Here is a 21,232-nt window from a genome sequence, read left to right on the forward strand (position 1 = left end):
GCGAGGTTCTTCACGGGGGTTCCTTCCACGGCGGTGCGGCGGGCGCGGGGCGCGGCGGCCCTCTCGATTCTAGGGCGCGGAATCCGAGCTACTCGGAGGAGCGGCGGCGCGCGCGCGTCGAGCGTTTCGCGGCGCGGCGTCCGGCGACCGCTCCGGACGTGTCGGCGGTGCGACCGGCGACCAGGACCGCGCGGACCCCGGCCGTGAAGCCGGCGAGCTTGATCAGGGGGCCGCCGACGGTCGCAGCGGTCAGGGCGACCAGCGCGTTGACGTTGCCGGTCACCTCGGCCACGTCCTTTGTGATGACGTCGACTCGGGCGAGCTGGTGGTTCGCCTCGCGGAGGGTCGACGCCGATTCGTCGAGGATCGGAGTCAGGCCGTCGCTGGCCTGCTTGATCGCCTCGCTGGTGCTGTCGAAGACCCGTCCGAGCTTCCAGAGCGGGATGGCGATGATCCCCACGAGGATCGCGAACACTCCTGCCGCGATGAGCCCTGCGATGTCTCCACCGGACACGGTGACCTCCGTTCGTCGCCGCCAGATGCGGCACTCCACCCTACTGACGGCTTATGGGCGGGACGGACGTCGGCCGCACGACGGCCGCCTCGCGATCTGCGGGAGCTTCGACGAGAGTCGGCCGTTCCACCGCGGATCGGCAGGTCGCGCGGTGACATCCCCTGCTGATCACACAGGCACTGCACGTCGTACGAGCTCCCGAAGACCACATCGAAGCGTGCACATCGCACGACCCCGGGAACGGGAAAGGCCCCGGCAGGACACCGGGGCCTTCCTCGTGCGGTGCTGGAGTCAGCGGGCCGCGTAGTACTCGACGACGAGCTGCACTTCGCAGGTCACGGGGACCTCGGCGCGCTTCGGGCGGCGGAGGAGAGTCGCCTGCAGCTTGTCGATCTCGACCTCGAGGTAGCCCGGGGTCTTGGGGAGGACGTCGACATGCCCGCCAGCAGCGGCGACCTGGAAGGGCTCGGTTCCCTCGGAGCGGGTCTTGACGTGGATGACCTGGCCCGGCTTCACGCGGAAGGAGGGGCGGTCGACCGTCTTGCCGTCCACCATGATGTGGCGGTGGGTCACGAACTGGCGGGCCTGCGCGGTGGTGCGGGCGAAACCCGAGCGCAGGACGAGGGCGTCGAGGCGCATCTCGAGGAGCTCGACCAGGTTCTCACCGGTCAGGCCCTGGGTGCGGCGCGCCTCCTGGAAGGCGATGCGCAGCTGCTTCTCACGGATGCCGTACTGGGCGCGCAGACGCTGCTTCTCACGCAGGCGGACCGCGTAGTCGGAGTCGGCCTTGCGCTTCGAGCGGCCGTGCTCACCGGGAGCGTAGGGACGCTTCTCGAGGTAGCGGGCCGCCTTCGGGGTCAGGGGGATGCCGAGGGCGCGCGAGAGGCGCGTCTTCGAACGGGTGCGGGAGGTGGTCGACACTGTGGTCCTTCCAAGGTCTGAGAGGTTCGGTCGCAGCACTCGACCGCCGGCTCCGGGAGGAGGGCGGCCGCCGAGGTCGTGTCCGCTCGCGGGCGCGAGGGGAAGGGTGACCGCGGTGGCGTGCTGCGCGATTCAGAGGGATGCGCTGCTCCGCTCGGCTACAGAGCGGTGGGCAACCTCGCAAGGCTATCAGGTGCGGGCCACTCCCACACACGGATCTCCGGACCGGCTCAGCCCCGCGTCCCGCGGATGATCCGGAGCAGCTTCGCCCAGCGGGCCGAGACGTCGCGCTCGTTGCCGTGCTCTGTGGGCTGGTAGTACCGGGCGCCCCGGAGGGAGTCCGGAAGATACTGCTGCTCGAGAACGCCGAGCTCGGCGTCGTGGGGATAGCGGTAGCCGTCGCCGTGCCCCAGGCGCTTGGCGCCCGGATAGTGCGCGTCGCGCAGGTGGGCCGGCACCCGGCCTGCCTTTCCGGCGCGGACGTCGGCGACGGCGGCGTTGATCGCCGAGTAGGAGGCGTTGGACTTGGGCGCGGTGGCGAGGTGCACGACGGCCTGCGCGAGGGGGATCCGCCCCTCCGGCATCCCGATGAGCTGCACCGCGTCGGCCGCGGCGATGGCGACGACGAGCGCCTGCGGGTCGGCCATCCCGATGTCCTCGGACGCCGAGACGATGATGCGGCGGGCGATGAAACGCGGGTCCTCCCCCGCCTCGATCATGCGCGCGAGGTAGTGCAGCGCGGCGTCGACGTCGGAGCCGCGGATCGACTTGATGAAGGCGCTGATGACGTCGTAGTGCTCGTCGCCGTTGCGGTCGTAGCGCAGGAGGGCGCGATCGACCGCCCGCGCGACGACATCGGTGGTGATCACCGGCAGGTCCGGCTCCTCGGCGAGGGCATCGGAGGGCTCGTCACCGTCCTCCTCCTCGTCGTCCTCCGACTCGGCTGCGGCCCGTGCGACGCGATCGGCCTCTCGCGCCTCCGAGCGTGCGGAGGTCGCCGCCGCCTCGAGGGCGGTCAGCGCACGCCGAGCATCGCCCGAGGCGAGACGCACGATGCTCGCTCGCGCCTCCTCCTCAAGCACGACGGCATCGCGCAGACCTCGCTCGTCGTGCAGCGCCCGGTCGACCAGGACGCCCAGATCGTCGTCGCTCAGCGGTTCGAGGGTCAGCAGGAGCGAGCGGGAGAGGAGCGGCGCGATGACCGAGAACGACGGGTTCTCGGTCGTCGCGGCGATGAGGATCACCCAGCCGTTCTCGACGCCCGGGAGCAGGGCATCCTGCTGCGCCTTCGAGAAGCGGTGGATCTCGTCGAGGAACAGCACGGTGGAGGTGCCGTAGAGATCGCGGGTCGACAGCGCCTCTTCCATCACCTGCCGCACGTCCTTCACCCCTGCCGTGACCGCCGAGAGCTCGACGAAGCGCCGCCCGCTCGAATGGGCGACGGCCTGCGCGAGCGTCGTCTTGCCCGTGCCGGGAGGGCCCCAGAGGATGACCGAGACCGCGCCGCGCTCGCCCGTCGTGTCGGCCGCGAGGGCGACCAGCGGCGACCCCGGGGTGAGCAGATGCCGCTGGCCCGCCACCTCGTCGAGACTGCGCGGCCTCATCCGGACGGCGAGCGGAGTCGCGCCCGAGCGGAGCCCGGCCTGCTGCATGGTCATGCGACCAGCGTAACGACGGCCTCCGACACTGCTGCGGAGCGGCGTTTGTCCGGTCTTCGAGGAGTCTCGTAGGCTCGACCCGGCCTGCGCGCGCGGGTCGCCGCGCCGACGGAGCGCGGTCGAGGACGTCGGAGGAACACGTGGCCCAGGGCAAGTCGAACGACCGCGAGGCGCGCACCCGGCTCCGGGCCTACCAGGCCCGCCAGAGCCTGCACCGCGCGCGGCAGAGGCGCCGCGTACGCGACAACGTGCTCGGCTCGATCGCCGCGGTCGTCGTGATCGCCCTGGCCGTGGTCGCGCAGCTCTTCTACTTCTCGGGCGGCCCCGGCACGCCGGTCGCCGAGCCGACACCGTCCGGGTCGGCCTCCGCGACTCCGGTGCCGACCGGCGAGAACAGCGGGGACGTCCCCTCCGCCGACATCGCCGAGGGCCGCGACTGGACCGGAACCCTGACGATCAACGACGACCCGCTGGAGCTCACCCTCGCCGGGGCTTCCGCCCCGCAGGCGGTCTCCTCCTTCATCTCGCTGACCCAGTCCGGCTTCTACGACGGGACCCCCTGCCACCGCCTCACCACGGAGGGCCTCTACGTTCTGCAGTGCGGAGACCCCGACGGCACCGGCACCGGCGGACCGGGCTACAGCTACGGACCGGTCGAGAACGCACCGGAGGACGGCGTCTACCCCGCCGGGACCATCGCGATGGCCCGCCAGAGCGGCAACGGCTACAGCCAGGGCAGCCAGTTCTTCGTCGTCTACCAGGACACGACCCTCCCCGCCGACGCCGCCGGCGGCTACACCGTGATCGGCCGGGTCGTCTCCGGGCTCGACGCTCTCGTGAACGACGTGGTGGCCAAGGGCACCGCCGACGGGTCGACGGACGGCGCCCCGGCCGAACCGGTGGCGATCACCTCGGTCTCCGTCCAGTAGTCGCACCGCCGCCACGAGCACGAACCTCCCGCGCAGCGAGTGCAATAGGCTTGTCGTCACTGCCCGTTCGCGGCCGAACGCGGTCTTCGGCCCTTCGGCCGTCGAGCCCCGCCGGCCGACGACGCGACAGGCACCGAGAAGCACGACATCGAACAGCAAGGTGAGGCTCCGAGCGATGAGTGACCAGCAGCCGTGGGGACGGGTCGGCGACGACGGGACGGTCTATGTCCGCGTCGGCGACGGGGAGCGCGAGGTCGGCCAGTACCCCGATGCGACTCCCGAGGAGGCGCTCGCCTACTACGAGCGCAAGTACACCGAGCTGGCCGGGCAGGTCTCCCTGCTCGAGCAGCGCGCCAAGCGCGGTGCTCCGGCCGGAGACGTCGCCCGAGCGGTGCAGTCGCTGTCCGCGGCCGTCGCTCAGGCGAACGCGGTCGGCGACCTCGAAGCCCTGCAGGCCCGCATCGACGCGCTCGGAGGCTCCGTGGAGGATCTGACCGAGCAGCAGGCCGCGGAGACGAAGGCTGCTCTCGCCGAGGCCCTCGCCCACCGCGAGTCGATCGTGGCCGAGGCCGAGGCCCTCGCCGCGGTGGACCCGGCGAAGACGCAGTGGAAGCAGGCCAGTGCCGCGATCGACGATCTCTTCGCGCGCTGGCAGAACCACCAGCAGCAGGGGCCGCGCCTCCCCAAGAACGAGGCGAACGAGCTCTGGCGCCGGTTCCGCGGAGCGCGGACCACGATCGAGCAGAACCGCAAGGCGTTCTTCGCCGATCTCGACTCGGCACACCGCGAGGCCAAGCAGGCCAAGCAGGCTCTGATCGATCAGGCAGAGGCCCTGGTGCCCCAGGGCGCAGATGCTATCCCCGACTACCGGGCCCTGCTCGAGCAGTGGCGGGTCGCCGGGCGGGCGGGCAAGCGGTTCGACGACGCGCTCTGGGCCCGCTTCAAGGCCGCCGGAGACGCGATCTACGGGGCGAAGGCCGAGATCGTGGCACAGGAGAGCGTCGAATACACCGAGAACCTCGACCTCAAGCTCGCCCTGCTCGAGGAGGCGGAGCCGCTGCTCCAGGAGCAGGACCGGGAGAAGGCGAAGCGGACGCTACTCGCGATCCAGGAGCGCTGGGACGCGATCGGCCGTGTGCCGCGCGAGCAGGTGCGCACCATCGAGGACCGCCTCCGCAAGGTGGAGGCGCACGTGCGCAGGCTCGACGAGGAGCACTGGAACCACAGCAACCCGGAGCGCAAGGCGCGTTCGGAGGGCCTGGCCTCGCAGCTCACTGCGGCGATCCAGAAGCTGCAGGACGAACTCGACGAGGCGAAGTCACGCGGCGACCGCGCGGCCATCGCTCAGGCCCAGGAGGCGCTCGACGCCCGCAAGGTGTGGCTGGACGCGATCGGCTGATCGGCATCGGGGCGATCTCTCCACAGATCCGCCCACCGTCCTCCGGAGGGGAGGTGTATCGGCCACGATGGCGGAATGCGCCTCCCCTCCGTTCTCGTTCCGGGAGACCTGCCCCTCGCCGAGCTGTGCGCGGCGCGGCTCGACGGTGAGCTGATCGCCGTCGACGAGGGGTTCCTCCTCGCCGATCTACCTCTGGGGGCCGCCGAGCGGGCGGCCTCGCTCGCGGCGCTCCTCCCCCGCGGCGTCGTCGCCGACCGCCTCTCCGCGGCGTGGGTGCACGGCGCCCTCCTCGTCCCGCCGCGGATGCACAGCGCAGCGATCGATCGGAGGAAGCGCCTGCGTCCGCCAGCGACGACGAGACTGCGCTGCCACGAGGTGCTGCTCGGCGACGGCGACGTGGTGGTGCTCTCCGGCACCTCCGTCACCACACCCGTGCGCACTCTGATCGACCTGGCGCGGACGGAGGAAGACCCTCGCACGCTCCGCGCACTCTCGCGCGCCAGCCGTACCGGTCTCGACCGGCTTCTCGATCGTCTCGCGAGCGGCCCGACGATCGCCGGGCGACGGATCGTCGAGCGTCGACTGCGGACGGCGCTCGAGTCGGCACCGCCCGGGGATCAGCCCGCGTTCACCCGGTAGACGTCGTAGACCGCGTCGATCCGCCGCACGGCGTTGAGCACACGGTCGAGGTGCGTGGTGTCTCCCATCTCGAAGACGAAACGGCTGATCGCCAGCCGATCGCTCGACGTCGAGACCGTCGCCGAGAGGATGTTCACGTGGTGCTCGGAGAGCACACGCGTCACGTCGCTGAGCAGTCCGGAGCGGTCGAGGGCCTCGACCTGGATCTGGACCAGGAAGATGCTCTTGGAGGAGGGCGCCCACTCGACGTCGACGATCCGCTCCGGCTCCTTGAGGAGGTCCTGCACGTTGTGGCAGTTCGCCTGGTGCACCGAGACGCCGGCGCCGCGGGTGACGAAGCCGACGATCTGGTCACCCGGCACCGGCGTGCAGCACTTCGCGAGTTTCACCAGGATGTCCGGGGCGCCCTTCACGAGCACGCCCGACTCGCTGCTGCGGCTGCGCGGGCGGGGTGAGCGCGGAAGGGTGACCTCGTTCTCGTCCGACTCCGGATCGCCCTGGATCGACGAGACGACCTTCTCGAGCACCGACTGGGTCGAGACGTGACCCTCTCCGACGGCGGCGTAGAGCGCCTCGACGTCGTTGTAGCGCAGCTGACTGGCGACCTCGGTGAAAGTGTCCTGGCTCATCAGCTTCTGCAGCGGCAGGTTCTGCTTGCGCATCGCGCGGGCGATGGAGTCCTTGCCCTGCTCGATGGCCTCGTCGCGCCGCTCCTTGGTGAACCACTGACGGATCTTGTTGCGCGCCCGCGGGCTCTGCACGAAGTGCAGCCAGTCCTGGCTGGGTCCCGAGTCCGGGTTCTTCGAGGTGAACACCTCGACGACGTCGCCCGTCGTCAGCGACGACTCCAGCGGAACGAGGCGGCCGTTGACCTTGGCACCCATCGTCCGGTGGCCGACCTCGGTGTGCACGGCGTAGGCGAAGTGACGGGAGTCGCGCCGGTCGGCAGGCCGATCACGCGACCCTTCGGCGTGAAGACGTAAACCTCCTTCGCGCCGATCTCGAAGCGGAGGGAGTCGAGGAACTCGTTCGGGTCTGTCGTCTCGGACTGCCAGTCGGAGAGGTGGGCGAGCCAGGCGAGGTCGGTGTCGTTCGATCCGGAGGTGGGCACCTTTCCGGTGGCCATCTGCTCCTTGTACTTCCAGTGCGCCGCGATGCCGAACTCGGCGTGCTGATGCATCTCGTTCGTGCGGATCTGGATCTCGACGGCCCTGCCCTTGGGGCCGACGACGGTCGTGTGCAGCGACTGGTAGAGGTTGAACTTCGGAGTCGCGATGTAGTCCTTGAAGCGCCCCGGCATCGGCGTCCATCTGGCGTGGATCGAGCCGAGAACGGCGTAGCAGTCGCGCACGGAGTTGACCAGCACGCGGATGCCGACCAGGTCGTAGATCTCGTCGAACTCTCGTCCGCGCACGACCATCTTCTGGTAGATCGAGTAGTACTGCTTCGGTCGGCCGACGACGCGTCCGCGGATCCTGCCCGCCCGCAAGTCCTCACCGATCAGGTCGATCACACTCTGCACGAACTCCTCGCGCTGCGGAGTCCTCCGCTTCACCAGGCTCTCGATCTCGTTGTAGATCTTGGGGTACAGGACCGCGAACGACAGGTCCTCGAGCTCCCACTTGATCGCCTGGATCCCGAGCCGGTGCGCGAGCGGAGCATAGATCTCGAGGGTCTCCGTCGCCTTGCGGGCCGCCGACTCGGCCGGCACGAATCCCCAGGTGCGGGCGTTGTGCAGCCGGTCGGCGAGCTTGATGATCAGCACGCGGATGTCCTTCGACATCGCCACGATCATCTTGCGAACGGTCTCGGCCTGCGCGCTGTCGCCGTACTTGACCTTGTCGAGCTTGGTGACGCCGTCCACGAGCATCGCGACCTCGTCGCCGAAGTCGGCGCGGAGCTCGTCCAGCTGGTAGTCGGTGTCCTCGACGGTGTCGTGCAGCAGGGCCGCCGCGATCGTCTTGGATCCGATGCCGAGATCGGCGAGGATCTGCGCGACCGCGAGCGGGTGGGTGATGTAGGGCTCGCCGCTTCGTCGCTTCTGATTCGCGTGCGCACGCTCCGCGACTGAGTACGCGCGCTCGATGAGGGCGATGTCGCTCTTGGGGTGGTGCATCCGAACCGTGCGGACCAGGGTGTCGACCGCGCCCGAGGGCTGCGCGCGCGAGAAGATCCGAGGGACCAGTCTGCGCAGGGCAGCGGTCGAGGACGTCGTCGTTTCCGTCACGCGGGGATCTCCATCGCCCCATTATCGCCCGCGCGGAGGGCACCGACGACCGCTCCGCCCCGGGCGAACGGGTACGGGCTCAGTCGACGCGGCCGGGTCGGCCCTCGTCGTCGACCACGGCGCCGCCGGCCGCGGCCCACGCGGTCATTCCCGCCTGCACGTTCGCGGTCTCATAACCGGCTCCATGGAGCGCCTGGACGACCATCGCCGAGCGGACTCCGGAGTGGCAGACCGCGAGGATCGGCACGTCGGAGGGGAGCTCGCCCTGACGAGCGCCGATCTGTCCCATCGGGATGTGGTGGGCCCCGGGCGCGTGGCCCAGCGCCCACTCGTGCGGCTCGCGGACGTCGAGCAGCCAGACCTCGTCGCGCTCGACGAGGCCGATCGCATCCGGCGCCGACACCTCGGCGTGATCGGCCACGCGTCAGCCCTCCACGGGAGTCGGAGTGGAGGCCTTCGCCCGCGCGGCCTCGACCCGCTTGTCGTGCTTCGCGATCTCGGGCTCACGGCTGCGCAGCTGCGCATAGAGCGGAGCCGCGACGAAGATCGTCGAGTAGGTGCCGACGATGATGCCGATCAGCAGGGCGAGCGAGATGTCGCGCAGGGTGCCGGCTCCGAGGACGAACGCGCCGATCACGAGGATCGCCGCCACCGGGAGGGCCGCGACGATCGACGTGTTGATCGAGCGCACCAGAGTCTGGTTCTCGGCGAGGTTCACCGTCTGCGAGAAGGTCCGCGTGGTGCTGCCCATCGCCTCCGCCGTGTTCTCGCGGATCTTGTCGAAGACCACGACGGTGTCGTACAGCGAGTAGCCGAGAATCGTCAGCAGCCCGATCACCGCCGCGGGCGAGACCTCGGTGCCCGTGATGCCGTAGACGCCGGCCACGATGACGAGATCGTGCAGAAGCGCGACGATCGCTGCGAGCGACATCTTCCAGGTGCGGAAGTAGGCCCACATCGCCAGGGCGGCGAGGACCACGAAGATGATGAGGCCGCGGATCGCCTGCTGCGTGACGTCGTTGCCCCAGGCCGCTCCGATGAAGGAGGACGCGACCTGCTCGGCGGGGACGTCGTACGCCTCGACGAGGGCGTTGCGGACCGCGGTCGAGTCGTCGGTCGAGAGCTGGCCCGTCTGCACCCGGATGGAGTCGTCGCCGACGATGGAGACGCGTGGCACCGTCTCGGGGGCGACCGAGGTCACCGCATCCGTCGCCGTGGCCTGGTCCAGGCTCGACGGTGACGAAACCGTGAACTGCGAGCCGCCGGTGAACTCGATGCCGAAGTTGAACCCGCCCCGCGCGACGGTCCCGAGCACGGTGAGCAGGATCAGCACGAGCGAGATGAGATACCAGGTGCGGCGTCGGCCGACGAAGTCGATCGAGCGCGCACCGGTGTAGAGGTCGTTGCCGAACTGCGAGAAGCTGGCCATCACGCGTCCTTCCCGGTCGAATCGGCGGTGCCGCGCGCTCCGGCCGCCTCGGCGGCCTTACGCTCGGCGATGGTCTGACGCCTGGCCGCCTCACGCGCCGCGGACGCGCGCTTGCCGGTCGTCGCCTGGTCCTGTGGACGGAACGCGGCTCGACCGCGGTAGACCGCTCCCAGCGCGCGCGGGTCGAGACCCGAGGCGCGGTGCCCCTCGGCGAAGAACGGTCTCGTCGCCATCAGCTGCAGGATCGGGTGGGTGAAGAGCGCCACCACGATGAGGTCGATGATCGTCGTGATGCCCAGGGTCAGCGCGAAGCCGCGGACGCTGCCGACCGCCAGCAGGAACAGCACGACCGCCGCCAGAAGGTTCACCATGTCCGAGGCGAAGATCGTCCGGAGCGCACGACGCCACCCCGCCTCCACGGCCGACTCCAGGCCCCGGCCGTCGCGGAGCTCGTCACGGATGCGCTCGAAGTAGACGATGAAGGAGTCGGCTGTGATGCCGATCGCGACGATCAGACCGGCGACTCCCGCGAGCGACAGGCGCAGCCCCTCGCGCCATGAGAGCAGCGTGACGACCAGGTAGGTGACGATGGCGGCGACCATGAGGGATGCGATCGTCACCGCGCCGAGCACGCGGTACTGCGCGATCGAGTAGACGATCACCAGGATCAGCCCGATGAGGCCGGCGAGCAGACCGCTGGCGAGCTGGGCCGAGCCGAGCGTCGCCGAGATGCTGTCGGAGCTCTGCACCTGGAAGCCGATCGGTAGCGCACCGTACTTGAGCTGATCGGCCAGCGTCTTCGACGACTCCTGTGTGAACGAGCCCGAGATCTGGGCGTTGCCGTCGGTGATCGCGGCGTTCGTCGAGGGGGCGGAGATGACCCGCCCGTCGAGGACGATCGCGAACTGGTTCTGCGCGCCCTGGAGAGCCACCAGGCGCGACGTCACGTCGCCGAAGGCTGGGTGCCCTGCTCGTCGAAGGAGAGGTTGACGGCCCAGGTGCCCGTGCTCGCGCCGGACGAGGTCGTCATCAGCCCGTTCGAGGCGTCGGAGATGTCCTCACCGGTGATCTCGACCGGTCCGAGGACGTATTTGACGGTCCCGCTGTCGTCGCAGGTGATCAACGGCTGGTCTGCCGGGGCGAGGTTCGGGTCCTGGCCGCTGAGGAACGCGCAGTCGAACGCGGTGTACTGCGCCTCGAGCGCGGGAGTGAGGTAGGCGAGATCGCTCGCGCTGGTCGGCGAGGCGGTCGGCTCGGTCGAGAGCGAGGGATCGACAGGCGTCGGCGTGGGCGACGACGTGGCGTCGCCTCCGACCGCGCTGTTCGTCGCCTGGCTCGCGACCAGCACCGGGCGGAAGTCGAGCTTCGCCGAGGCCTCGATGCGCTGCAGAGTCTCGTCATCGGGGGTGCCGGGGATCGAGACCACGATGTTGCTGGAACCCTGGGTGGTGATCTCGGCCTCGGAGACACCGGACGCGTCGATGCGCTGGCGGATGATCGAGACGGCCTGCGTGAGCTGCTCGGACGAGACGGAGTCGCCGTCGGTCAGCTGCGGCTGGAGCACGATCTGCGTGCCGCCCTCGAGATCGAGCGCGAGCTTCGGGGTCCAGGATCCGCCGCCCCACAGGACGGCGGCGGTATTGAGTCCGACGAGCGCGAGGATCAGGACACCGAGCCAGCTCAGGGAGCGGCGGGCCTTCCGGACGGGGGTTGATGCGGCCACCCAGGGCTCAGCTTTCTCTTCGGTCGGCGGTGATCGATCCGGGGGTCGCCCGGACGCGGAGAAGGGCGGGCGGGCGTGGAGGCGCCCGGCCGGCCCAGGAGACTACTGCGCGTCTGGACGGCGGTCGCGCTCGACCGGGTCGACCAGCGGGTCGCGGTGTGCTGCGTCGCGCTCGCCGAACTCAGGCGACTCGGCCAGGGCGTCCGGCTCAGCCGCGTCCTCGTCGGTGACGACCTCGTTCTCGCTCGGGTCGATCAGGCGGGCGATCGCCTGGCGGTGGATCGTGAGCAGCGTGCCGGGAGTCGACTCGATGACGATCTTGTTCGCCTCCTCGTCGATCGACACGACGGTGCCGAAGAGGCCGGAGCCGGTCATCAGCTCCACCCCGGGGACGAGGTTGTTCTTCATGCTCTCGGCGTCGCGCTGGCGCTTCTTGTTGTTGCGGAACATGAAGATGATCATCACGGCGAGCAGCAGGACGAGCAGGATGATCGTCGGATCCATGGGTGGGCCTTCCGGAAGTGGAGTGGCGATCCGCCGCTCGGCCTCTGAGGAAGGCGGGGCGGATCGGGCGGCCCGTCGGGCCTACAGAATTATAGGTCATCCCCGAACAGCGGCGGCCGGATCGCGGCCGCCCGAGGATCGACGCCGAAGTGCCGGTAGGCAGCGGGAGTCGCCACACGCCCCCGCGGAGTGCGGGTCAGCAGGCCGATCCGCACGAGGAACGGCTCGACGACCGCTTCGACGGTCTCGGCCTCCTCCCCCACCGAGACGGCGAGCGTGTTGAGGCCGACCGGCCCCCCGTCGAAGCGGGTCAGCACGATCTCCATCACGGCGCGGTCAAGGCGGTCGAGTCCGAGGGCGTCGACGTCGTAGAGCTCGAGCGCCGCCCGCACCGCGGTGACGTCGGCCCGACCGCCGTGCACGAGCGCGAAGTCGCGCACGCGCCGCAGCAGCCGGTTCGCGATGCGCGGAGTACCCCGGCACCGACCAGCGATCTCGGCCACCGCCTCCGCATCGATGTCGAGCTCGAGCAGCCGCGCCGCCCGAGCGAGCACCTGCCGCAGCTCGTCCTCGGCGTAGAACTCGAGGTGCGCGGTGAAGCCGAAGCGATCGCGCAGCGGGTTGGGGAGCAGGCCGGAGCGGGTGGTCGCCCCCACCAGCGTGAACGGAGCGAGATCGAGCGGGACGGAGGTCGCTCCCGCGCCCTTGCCGACCATGATGTCGATCCGGAAGTCCTCCATGGCGAGGTAGAGCATCTCCTCGGCCGAGCGCGCCATCCGGTGGATCTCGTCGATGAAGAGGATCTCGCCCGGCAGGAGCGACGAGAGCACCGCGGCCAGGTCGCCGGCGTGCTGGATCGCGGGGCCGCTGGAGAGCCGCAGCGGCGAGGAGCTCTCCTCCGCGACGATCATCGCGAGCGTGGTCTTGCCGAGACCGGGAGGGCCGGCGAGCAGGATGTGGTCGGGCGTCCGCCCCTGCATGGCCGCGGCCTTGAGCAGCAGCTCGAGCTGGCCGCGCACCTTCCGCTGGCCGACGAACTCGCTGAGGCTCTTGGGCCGCAGCGCGCCCTCGAAAGCGATCTCGGCCTCGGAGGCGACCTCGGGGCCGAGCGGATCGTCACCGCTCACGAGCGCGCCGCCGGGCCGAGACGGGTGAGGGCGAGACGGAGCAGGGCCTGCACGTCCGCGGCATCGGACGCCTGCGCGTCGAGCAGGATCTCGTCGACGACCTCGGCCGCCGTGCGCTCGGGCCAGCCGAGTCCGACGAGCGCGGACAGCACGTTCTGCGCCGCGGTCGCCGCCGGGCCGGAGCCGCGGGCCGCACGCGGGCGGACGGCGAGCTTGCCCGCGAGCGACAGGACGATGAGCTTCGCGGTCTTGGGACCGATCCCGCTGACCTTGCGGAACACGCCGTCGTCCTCGTCGGCCACCGCCTGGGCGATGCGGTCCGGCTCGACCGCGCCGAGGACGCCGAGGGCCGACTTCGGGCCGACCCCCGTCACTCCGATCAGCAGCTCGAAGATCTCGAGCTGCTCCTCATCGGGGAAGCCGTAGAGGGTCAGCGAGTCCTCGCGGACGATGAGCACGGTGCTGACGGTGGTCTCGTCACCGACGCGCATCTCGAGCGCGTGCTGCGGGGTCACGTTGACCGCGTAGCCGACTCCGTGGACGTCGAGGACGGCGAGACCGCCGCGGGCGGAGAGAAGGGTGCCGCGGAGGGAGGAGATCACCGCGTCAGTCTAGATGCTCGAACAGGCGTTCGAGTCGCGGCTTCGGCGGCGCGCCACGCGCGCTGGGCGGCGGTCTCGGCGCCCTCCACTCCGGGGGCCGGCGCGAGGGGTGCGCGCCAGGCGTGGCAGACGGCGAGCGCGAGGGCGTCCGCGGCGTCGGCGGGCGTGGGCGGCGCATCCAGGCGCAGGACCCGCTGGATCATCGCGGTCACCTGGCGCTTGTCGGCCGCACCGTAACCGGTGACCGCGGCCTTCACCTCGCTCGGTGTGTGCATCCCCACGGGGAGGCCGCGACGGGCCGCCGCGACGAGGGCGACTCCGCTGATCTGGGCGATACCCATCACGGTCCTCACGTTGTTCTGCGCGAACACCCGCTCGATCGCCACCGCATCCGGACGGTACTCGTCGAGCAGAGCCTCGAGCCCGTCGCCGAGGGCGAGGAGGCGGCGCTCGAGGGCGTCGCCGGCCGGCGAGCGGAGGACGGTGACGTGCACGAGCGTCGCGCGCCGGTCGCGCGCGATGTCGACGACGCCGACGCCGCAGCGGGTGAGCCCGGGGTCGATCCCGAGGACACGCATCAGTGCGCCCTCGGTGAGCGGAGCGGGCTCACCGGCTCACTCCTCGTTCTCGAGCTCGGCGCGCACCTCGGGAGTGATGTCGAGGTTGGTGTAGACGTTCTGCACGTCGTCCGAGTCCTCGAGCGCGTCGATGAGGCGGAACACCTTGCGGGCCGTCTCGGCGTCGGCCTCGACCTGGAGCGAGGCGACGAATTCGACGTCGGCCGAGTCGTAGTCGATACCCGCCTCCTGCAGCGCGGAGCGCGCGGGAACGAGCTCACTCGGTTCGACTCGGACCTCGAAGCTCTCACCGTGGTCGAGCACGTCGTCGACGCCGAAGTCGAGGACCGCGCCGAGCACGTCGTCCTCGGTGACGCTCTCGCCGTGCGGCACCGAGATGACGCCCTTGCGCGCGAAGTTGTACGCGACGCTGCCCGGGTCGGCCATGGTGCCGCCGTTGCGGGTCATCGCGGTGCGGACATCCGCTGCGGCACGGTTCTTGTTGTCGGTGAGGCACTCGACCAGGAGGGCGATGCCGTTCGGGCCGTACGCCTCGTACATGATCGTCGTGTAGTCGATGACCTCGCCGGTGAGGCCCGCGCCGCGCTTGATGGCGCGGTCGATGTTGTCGTTCGGCACCGAGGTCTTCTTTGCCTTCTGAACGGCGTCGACGAGCGTCGGGTTGCCGGAGAGGTCGGCGCCGCCGATCTTGGCGGCCACCTCGATGTTCTTGATCAGCTTGGCGAAGGACTTCGCGCGACGCGAGTCCTTGATCGCCTTCTGGTGCTTGGTCGTGGCCCACTTGGAATGCCCGGACACGGTGCTCCCTCGGAATTCGTTCGGCGCGGCTCCCCCGAGGGTGCCGCTGATAGCCGTCTCAGTGTAATCGGGAGCCGGTCCCCGCCCGGCTCCACGCGGTCAGCTTGTCGAGGCGGGCGCGCAGGTGGAGCGAATCGCGAACGGCTACGACGATCCGCTGACACGCGGATCGACGGTCCGCCTGCACCCGGGAGCCGGTCCCCGCGGAACGGGTGCCGGTCAGATCCGGCGTCCTGTCTGCGACCGAGGCCGGGAGAGCTCGAGGCGTCCGAGCAGCTGCCGAGCTCGGTCGCGGCCCGCTCGCACTGCACAACGAAGGCTGAGCGCGCTGATCCGGGCGAGAATCGCGAGATCGCGTCAAGGAGCCTCCGTTCTGACGTCCGCCCGAGGACACCCGACACCGCCGGAATGCCGAGGGACCGGCTCGGCGACGAGGCTGCCGACGCAGCATGGTGCGTCGACTACTTCAGCAGCCTCGAGAGGACCCGATCGGCGAGGACCTTGCCGCCGGTCTGGCAGGTGGGGCAGTACTGGAGGGTCGAATCGTGGAAGATCACCTGGCGGATCGTGTCGCCGCAGACCGGGCAGGGTTCGCCCGCTCGGCCGTGGACGCGCATCCCGAGCTTCTTCTCGCGCTTGAGGTCGGCTGCGTGCAGGCCCTCGGCGCGGGCGAGCGCCTCCTCGAGCGTGGAGCGGAGAGCGGAGTAGAGGCGCTCGAACTCTTCGGGGGTGAGCGCGGCGGGCTTGAACGGCGACATGCGGGCCACGTGCAGGATCTCGTCGGAGTAGGCGTTTCCGATCCCCGCGATGCGCGACTGGTCTCGGAGGACCCCCTTCAGCTGCGCCCTGCCGGCCGTGGCGAGGATGGCGCCGAAGATCTCCTCTGTGAAGTCCGGGTCGAGCGGGTCCGGGCCCAGCCGGGCGACGCCGGGCACGTCGAGCGGATCGGTGACGATCGAGAGCGCGAGGCTCTTCTTGGTTCCGGCCTCGGTCACCTCGAAGCCCGAGCCGTCGGCGAGGACCAGTCGCGCGGCGAGCGGGCCCCGTCCGGGCCGAACCGGTGCAGTCGGCCGCTCGGGCCGCCACCGGACCCAGCCGGCGCGGGCCAGGTGCAGCAGGACGTGCGCGTCGCCGACGGCGAGGTCGAGGAACTTGCCGTGCCGCGTCACTCCGTGCACCGTCTCGCCGGCGAGGGCCGACGGTGGGATCGCCACCGTCTTCAGCGCGGAGATCGCGAACACATCGAGCCGGTCGAGGACGCGTCCGCCCAGACGCGCGTCCAGATCGAGGGCGAGCGCCTGAACCTCGGGGAGCTCCGGCATGCGACCACCCTGCCCTGCACCTCCGACACCGTCCACCCCTGGCCGACGCGCGACGGGCGCGTCAGGCTCCGAAGCGCGTCGCCGCGACCTTCCGCAGGAACAGCTCGTGGAAACGGTAGTCGCCGGTGATCTCGGGATGGAACGCCGTACCGAGCAGGTTACCCTGCTCGACCGCGACCACGCGGCCATCGACGAGGCTCGCCAGCGCCGTCGCCCGCTCCCCCAGCACCTCGACCACGGGAGCGCGGATGAAGACCGCGTGCACCGGAGGATCGCCGATCGCCGGCACGTCGAGGTCGGTCTCGAAGGAGTCGAGCTGGTTGCCGAACGCGTTCCGCCTCACCGAGACGTCGAGACCGCCGAAGCTGCTCTGCCCGTCGATGCGGTCGAGCACCCGGTCGGCGAGCATGATCAGTCCGGCGCAGGTGCCGTAGACGGGCAGGCCCGCCTCGATCGCCTCGGCGACCGGCTCCGCGAGCCCGAAGAGCCGGGAGAGCTTGTCCATCACCGTCGACTCACCACCCGGGACGACCAGGCCGGCGACGGACGCGAGCTCATCCGGGCGGCGCACGAGCACCACCTCGGCGCCGAGCTCGCGCAGCACGTGGGCATGCTCGCGGAAGTCGCCCTGCAGCGCCAGAACGCCCACGCGCAGTCCCCCGAGGGACTCGCGCGTCTCGCCCTCGCCCGCGATGGGCGCGCTACTACCAGCCACGCTCGGCGAGGCGGTGCGGCGCGGGCACATCGGCCACGTTGATGCCGACCATCGCCTCGCCCAGGCCGCGCGAAGCCTCCGCGACGACCTTCGCGTCGTCGAAGAAGGTGGTCGCCTTGACGATCGCGGCAGCGCGCTTGGCCGGCTCGCCAGACTTGAAGACGCCGGAGCCGACGAAGACGCCGTCGGCACCGAGCTGCATCATCAGCGCGGCGTCGGCAGGAGTCGCGACGCCGCCCGCCGTGAAGAGGACGACCGGGAGCTTGCCGGTCTGCGCGATTTCGACGACCAGATCGTAGGGCGCCTGCAGCTCCTTGGCCGCGACGTAGAGCTCGTCCTTTGTCATCGCCTTCAGGCGGTTCACCTCGGCCGAGATGGTCCGGATGTGCTTGGTCGCCTCGGAGACGTCTCCGGTGCCGGCCTCGCCCTTCGAGCGGATCATGGCGGCGCCCTCGGTGATGCGGCGCAGCGCCTCGCCCAGGTTGGTCGCTCCGCAGACGAAGGGGACGGTGAAGTTCCACTTGTCGATGTGGTTCACGTAGTCGGCCGGCGAGAGGACCTCGGACTCGTCGATGTAGTCGACGCCGAGCTCCTGAAGGATCTGCGCCTCGACGAAGTGGCCGATGCGCGCCTTCGCCATGACGGGGATCGAGACGGCGGAGACGATGCCGTCGATCAGGTCGGGATCGCTCATCCGGCGACGCCGCCCTGCGAGCGGATGTCTGCCGGAACACGCTCGAGCGCCATGACGGCTACCGCGCCGGCGTCCTCGGCGATGCGGGCCTGCTCGGCGGTGACGACGTCCATGATGACGCCGCCCTTGAGCATCTCGGCGAGACCGCGCTTGACGCGGCTCGAGCCGAACTGCTCCGAGGCGGACGAGGACGGAGTGCTGGTGTCGGTCATGTTCGCGAGTCCTGTTCTGTGCGGCGTCCCACGCCGACGTCTGCGCGCGGCGTCTCCCGCCGTCGGCGCCGTCCAGTCTACGGGGGACAGGAAGGGACTATTCGGCCGGCCAGGCCTGCGCGAGGCTGGCCCGGACGTCGCCGAGCAGCTGGGGCAGTGCCTTCGTGCGGGCGATGATCGGGAAGAAGTTGGCGTCGGTCGCCCAGCGCGGGACCACGTGCTGGTGCAGGTGCGCCGCGATCCCGGCTCCGGCAACGGCGCCCTGGTTCATGCCGAGGTTGAATCCGTCGTTGTTCGAGACGGAGCGGACGACGCGCATCGCGGTCTGGGTGATCGCTCCGATCTCGGCCACTTCCTCGGGAGTGGCCTCGTCGTAGAGCGGGATGTGCCGGTACGGGCAGACCAGGAGGTGTCCAGAGTTGTAGGGGAAGAGGTTGAGCAGGACGTAGGCGTGCTCGCCGCGGGCGACGATGAGCGCCTCCTCGTCGCTCAGCGTGGGAGCGACGCAGAAGGGACAGTCGTGCGCTCCGGGCTGCCCCTTCTGGATGTAGACCATCCGGTGCGGGGTCCAGAGGCGCTGGAACTCGTCGGGTACGCCGGCGAGGTGCGCCGAGCCCTCCGCACCGTCGGGCACCAGGTCGGACACGCTCAGACCTGCGCCTTCGTGGCGACGGCCTCGCGGATGCGTGCGACGGCGTCGGCGACGGGGATGCCGTTCTCCTGCGTCCCGTCGCGGAACCGGAAGCTGACCGCCCCGGCGTCGCGGTCCTTCTCGCCGACGATGATCTGGAACGGCACCTTCTGCAGCGTCGCGTTGCGGATCTTCTTCTGCATGCGATCACTCGAGTAGTCGATCTCGGCGCGGACACCCGAGCGCGTGAGCTCGCCGACGACATCCTCGAGGTAGGGCAGGTACTCGTCGGCGATCGGGATGCCGACGACCTGCACCGGCGAGAGCCACACCGGGAACGCTCCGGCGTAGTGCTCGGTCAGGATCGCGAAGAAGCGCTCGATCGAGCCGAACAGGGCGCGGTGGATCATCACCGGCCGCTTCTTCGAGCCGTCAGACGCCGTGTACTCGAGCTCGAAGCGCTCGGGCTGGTTGAAGTCGAGCTGGATCGTCGACATCTGCCAGGTTCGGCCGATCGCATCGCGGGCCTGCACCGAGATCTTCGGCCCGTAGAACGCCGCTCCCCCGGGATCCGGCACCAGCTCGAGGCCGGATTCGACGGCGACCGCGCGGAGGGACTCGATGGCCGCTTCCCACTGCTCGGGCTCGCCGACGAACTTCGGATTGCCCTCCTCATTGGTGGAGAGCTCGAGGTAGAAGTCGTTCAGGCCGTAGTCGCGCAGGACCTGCAGCACGAACTCGAGGTTGCGGGTCAGCTCGGCCGACACGTCCTCCTGGGCGACGTAGATGTGCGCGTCGTCCTGCGTGAGGCCGCGCACACGGGTGAGGCCCTGGAGAGTGCCGCTCTTCTCGTAGCGGTAGACGGTGCCGAACTCGGCCAGGCGCAACGGCAGTTCGCGATAGCTGCGGCCGCGCGAGCGGAAGATCAGGTTGTGGAACGGGCAGTTCATGGGCTTGAGGTAGTAGTCCTGGCCCTGACGGGTGATCGTTCCGTCCTCGTCCTGCAGCTCGTCGAGGTGCATCGGGGGGAACATGCCCTCGGAGTACCACTGCAGGTGCCCGCTCGTCATGAACAGGTCGCCCTTGGTGATGTGCGGCGTGTAGACGAGCTCGTAGTCGTGCGCGAGCAGCTGCTCCCGCATGTACTGCTCGATCTCGTAGCGGATGATGCCACCCCTGGGGTGGAAGACCGCGAGGCCGGACCCGATCTCGTCCGGGAACGAGAAGAGGTCGAGCTCGTGCCCGATCTTGCGGTGGTCGCGGCGCGCCGCCTCCTCGAGCCGCGCCTGATGAGCGCGCAGCTCGTCCTTCGTCGGCCACGCGGTGCCGTAGACCCGCTGGAGCTGCGGGTTCTTCTCGGAGCCCCGCCAGTACGCGGCGGCGTTGCGGGTGAGCGCGTAGCCGTTGCCGATCATCCGGGTGTTCGGGAGGTGAGGTCCGCGGCACAGATCCTTCCAGACCGTTTCACCCGAGCGCGGGTCGACATTGTCGTAAATGGTGAGCTCTGCGCCGCCGACCTCGACGTCCTCGCCGTCGGCGCCTCCTCCCTTGAGCCCGATCAGCTCGAGCTTGTAGGGCTCGCCGGCGAGCTCGATGCGCGCCTCCTCCTCGGTGACGACGCGGCGCACGAAGCGCTGACCCTGGCGGACGATGCGGTCCATCGCTTTCTCGAGCGCCTTCATCGCCTCGGGCGTGAACGGCTCCTCGACGTCGAAGTCGTAGTAGAAGCCGTCGGTCACGGGCGGGCCGATGCCCAGCTTCGCCTCCGGGTTGATCTGCTGCACGGCCTGCGCGAGCACGTGGGCGGCGGAGTGGCGGAGGATGTCGAGTCCGTCGGGCGAGGAGATCAGGACCGGCTCGATGCGGTCGCCCGGGACGACGTCGGCCGCGAGGTCCTTGAGCTCGCCGTTGACGCGGATCGCGACGACCGCCCGGTCGGTGAAGTGCGTGAATCCCGTGCCCGCCTCGGTGACGACCGAATGCGACTCGGACTCTGCGGGATTCGACGGTTCGTTCGACACGTGCGGACACTCCTCGGGCTCGGTTGACCCCTCGACTGTAGTCGGCGGCGGGCGCTCAGGCCGGTCGGGGCAGCTCTCGCGCGAAGCAGACGGAATGCTCGGAGCCGACGTAGGCGCCGAACAGCGGGATCGGGACGTAGCCCTCTCGCACGTAGAAGCGCATCGCGTCCGGCTGGAGCGTCCCGGTCTCGAGCACCAGGCGCGTCGTACCGAGCTCCGCGGCACGCTCCTCGAGCGCGCGGAGCACGGCGGTGGCCGCTCCGGTCCCCCGTGCGGACGGAGCGGCGAACATCCGCTTGACCTCGATCGCTCCCGGCCCGAGCACGTCGTCCGGGAGCGGCCGAAGCCCTCCGCACGCCACCGCACGTCCCTCCTCGTCGCGGGCGAGCAGGAAGACAGTCACATCGCCCGCCGAGGGGGCGAGGCCCGGCTCGTGGTCGTCGCTGCCGTAGCGCTCGTCGAGCTCGCGTCGCTGCGCGGCACGGAGGCGCTCGGCGTCCGGGTGCGTCCACGGCACCTCGTCGATCGTCCAGGCCACCGCTGCTCCTCCCCGCCGGTCGCGCGCGCCGACCGTCCCCATTCCTGCCGT

Annotated in this window: 18 protein-coding genes and 3 pseudogenes; 3 read left to right on the forward strand and 18 right to left on the reverse strand. The window is 70.2% G+C overall.

What is annotated here, in order from left to right; translation table 11 throughout:
• Positions 1–88: 88 nt before the first annotated feature.
• The 3 genes from ACH61_RS07430 to ACH61_RS07440 form a co-directional block, all read right to left on the reverse strand.
• Positions 89–514, reverse strand: a complete 426-nt coding sequence (locus ACH61_RS07430; protein ID WP_068210516.1) for a DUF948 domain-containing protein — start codon at positions 512–514, stop codon at positions 89–91.
• Between the two features lie 291 nt (positions 515–805).
• Complete coding sequence (gene rpsD / locus ACH61_RS07435) at positions 806–1,435, reverse strand: 30S ribosomal protein S4 (RefSeq protein WP_068210518.1); 630 nt, start codon at positions 1,433–1,435, stop codon at positions 806–808.
• Between the two features lie 230 nt (positions 1,436–1,665).
• Positions 1,666–3,093, reverse strand: coding sequence for a replication-associated recombination protein A (locus tag ACH61_RS07440; RefSeq protein WP_082845092.1), 1,428 nt, complete (start codon positions 3,091–3,093; stop codon positions 1,666–1,668).
• Positions 3,094–3,233: 140 nt separating this feature from the next.
• On the opposite strand from ACH61_RS07440, the gene ACH61_RS07445 reads away from it, so the two are divergent.
• The 3 genes from ACH61_RS07445 to ACH61_RS07455 all read left to right on the forward strand — a co-directional run bounded on the left by ACH61_RS07445 (position 3,234) and on the right by ACH61_RS07455 (position 6,060).
• Complete coding sequence (locus ACH61_RS07445; RefSeq protein ID WP_068210521.1) at positions 3,234–4,022, forward strand: peptidylprolyl isomerase; 789 nt, start codon at positions 3,234–3,236, stop codon at positions 4,020–4,022.
• Positions 4,023–4,197: 175 nt separating this feature from the next.
• Positions 4,198–5,421, forward strand: a complete 1,224-nt coding sequence (locus ACH61_RS07450; protein ID WP_068210524.1) for a DUF349 domain-containing protein — start codon at positions 4,198–4,200, stop codon at positions 5,419–5,421.
• A 75-nt stretch (positions 5,422–5,496) separates the two neighbouring features.
• Positions 5,497–6,060 carry a Rieske (2Fe-2S) protein gene (locus ACH61_RS07455; RefSeq protein ID WP_068210526.1) on the forward strand — a complete coding sequence of 188 codons (564 nt, stop codon included), beginning with the start codon at positions 5,497–5,499 and terminating at the stop codon, positions 6,058–6,060.
• On the opposite strand, the pseudogene ACH61_RS07460 reads toward ACH61_RS07455, so the two are convergent.
• From ACH61_RS07460 to ACH61_RS07530, 15 genes and pseudogenes are all read right to left on the reverse strand, one after another.
• Positions 6,039–8,287, reverse strand: a pseudogene (locus ACH61_RS07460) (RelA/SpoT family protein). The gene ACH61_RS07455 and the pseudogene ACH61_RS07460 sit on opposite strands and share 22 nt — an antisense overlap.
• A gap of 79 nt (positions 8,288–8,366) precedes the next feature.
• Entirely contained in the window at positions 8,367–8,708 is a 342-nt protein-coding gene (locus ACH61_RS07465) for a rhodanese-like domain-containing protein (RefSeq protein ID WP_236713595.1), read from the reverse strand.
• A gap of 3 nt (positions 8,709–8,711) precedes the next feature.
• Positions 8,712–9,716 (reverse strand): protein translocase subunit SecF, encoded by a 1,005-nt coding sequence (secF, locus tag ACH61_RS07470; protein WP_068210529.1) that lies wholly within the window; start codon positions 9,714–9,716, stop codon positions 8,712–8,714.
• Positions 9,716–11,439 (reverse strand): annotated as a pseudogene (gene secD, locus ACH61_RS07475) (protein translocase subunit SecD). The gene secF and the pseudogene secD overlap by 1 nt, the downstream one beginning before the upstream one ends.
• Before the next feature lie 102 nt (positions 11,440–11,541).
• Positions 11,542–11,943, reverse strand: a complete 402-nt coding sequence (gene yajC / locus ACH61_RS07480; protein WP_068210531.1) for a preprotein translocase subunit YajC — start codon at positions 11,941–11,943, stop codon at positions 11,542–11,544.
• A gap of 89 nt (positions 11,944–12,032) precedes the next feature.
• Complete coding sequence (gene ruvB, locus ACH61_RS07485) at positions 12,033–13,070, reverse strand: Holliday junction branch migration DNA helicase RuvB (protein WP_068210535.1); 1,038 nt, start codon at positions 13,068–13,070, stop codon at positions 12,033–12,035.
• Positions 13,067–13,672: a Holliday junction branch migration protein RuvA gene (gene ruvA, locus ACH61_RS07490; RefSeq protein WP_068210538.1), complete on the reverse strand. Its 606-nt coding sequence runs from the start codon at positions 13,670–13,672 to the stop codon at positions 13,067–13,069. The genes ruvB and ruvA overlap by 4 nt, the downstream gene beginning before the upstream one ends.
• On the reverse strand, positions 13,669–14,250 hold the full coding sequence (ruvC, locus tag ACH61_RS07495) for a crossover junction endodeoxyribonuclease RuvC (protein ID WP_068210541.1): 582 nt from the start codon (positions 14,248–14,250) through the stop codon (positions 13,669–13,671). Before ruvC ends, ruvA begins: the two co-directional genes overlap by 4 nt.
• A gap of 36 nt (positions 14,251–14,286) precedes the next feature.
• Entirely contained in the window at positions 14,287–15,048 is a 762-nt protein-coding gene (locus ACH61_RS07500) for a YebC/PmpR family DNA-binding transcriptional regulator (protein ID WP_056867236.1), read from the reverse strand.
• Positions 15,049–15,509: 461 nt separating this feature from the next.
• Positions 15,510–16,370 carry an Fpg/Nei family DNA glycosylase gene (locus ACH61_RS07505; protein WP_068210544.1) on the reverse strand — a complete coding sequence of 287 codons (861 nt, stop codon included), beginning with the start codon at positions 16,368–16,370 and terminating at the stop codon, positions 15,510–15,512.
• Positions 16,371–16,431: 61 nt separating this feature from the next.
• On the reverse strand, positions 16,432–17,085 hold the full coding sequence (pdxT, locus tag ACH61_RS07510; RefSeq protein WP_413784025.1) for a pyridoxal 5'-phosphate synthase glutaminase subunit PdxT: 654 nt from the start codon (positions 17,083–17,085) through the stop codon (positions 16,432–16,434).
• Positions 17,075–17,991 (reverse strand): annotated as a pseudogene (gene pdxS / locus ACH61_RS07515) (pyridoxal 5'-phosphate synthase lyase subunit PdxS). The gene pdxT and the pseudogene pdxS overlap by 11 nt, the downstream one beginning before the upstream one ends.
• A gap of 97 nt (positions 17,992–18,088) precedes the next feature.
• Positions 18,089–18,637, reverse strand: coding sequence for an HIT family protein (locus tag ACH61_RS07520; RefSeq protein WP_068210546.1), 549 nt, complete (start codon positions 18,635–18,637; stop codon positions 18,089–18,091).
• A gap of 2 nt (positions 18,638–18,639) precedes the next feature.
• Positions 18,640–20,541: a threonine--tRNA ligase gene (gene thrS / locus ACH61_RS07525; protein ID WP_236713596.1), complete on the reverse strand. Its 1,902-nt coding sequence runs from the start codon at positions 20,539–20,541 to the stop codon at positions 18,640–18,642.
• Positions 20,542–20,698: 157 nt separating this feature from the next.
• Positions 20,699–21,223: a GNAT family N-acetyltransferase gene (locus ACH61_RS07530; RefSeq protein WP_082845094.1), complete on the reverse strand. Its 525-nt coding sequence runs from the start codon at positions 21,221–21,223 to the stop codon at positions 20,699–20,701.
• Positions 21,224–21,232: the final 9 nt, after the last annotated feature.

Source organism: Rathayibacter tanaceti, assembly GCF_001634385.1.
In the GTDB taxonomy this organism is placed as follows: Bacteria; Actinomycetota; Actinomycetes; order Actinomycetales; family Microbacteriaceae; genus Rathayibacter; species Rathayibacter tanaceti.

Coding starts and splice junctions, on each gene's coding strand:
- ACH61_RS07440 (WP_082845092.1), bottom strand. CDS start 3,093: ATGACCATGCAGCAGGCCGGGCTCCGCTCGGGCGCGACTCCGCTCGCC.
- ACH61_RS07450 (WP_068210524.1), top strand. CDS start 4,198: ATGAGTGACCAGCAGCCGTGGGGACGGGTCGGCGACGACGGGACGGTC.
- ACH61_RS07455 (WP_068210526.1), top strand. CDS start 5,497: ATGCGCCTCCCCTCCGTTCTCGTTCCGGGAGACCTGCCCCTCGCCGAG.
- secF (WP_068210529.1), bottom strand. CDS start 9,716: ATGGCCAGCTTCTCGCAGTTCGGCAACGACCTCTACACCGGTGCGCGC.
- yajC (WP_068210531.1), bottom strand. CDS start 11,943: ATGGATCCGACGATCATCCTGCTCGTCCTGCTGCTCGCCGTGATGATC.
- ruvC (WP_068210541.1), bottom strand. CDS start 14,250: ATGCGTGTCCTCGGGATCGACCCCGGGCTCACCCGCTGCGGCGTCGGC.
- ACH61_RS07505 (WP_068210544.1), bottom strand. CDS start 16,370: ATGCCGGAGCTCCCCGAGGTTCAGGCGCTCGCCCTCGATCTGGACGCG.
- ACH61_RS07530 (WP_082845094.1), bottom strand. CDS start 21,223: ATGGGGACGGTCGGCGCGCGCGACCGGCGGGGAGGAGCAGCGGTGGCC.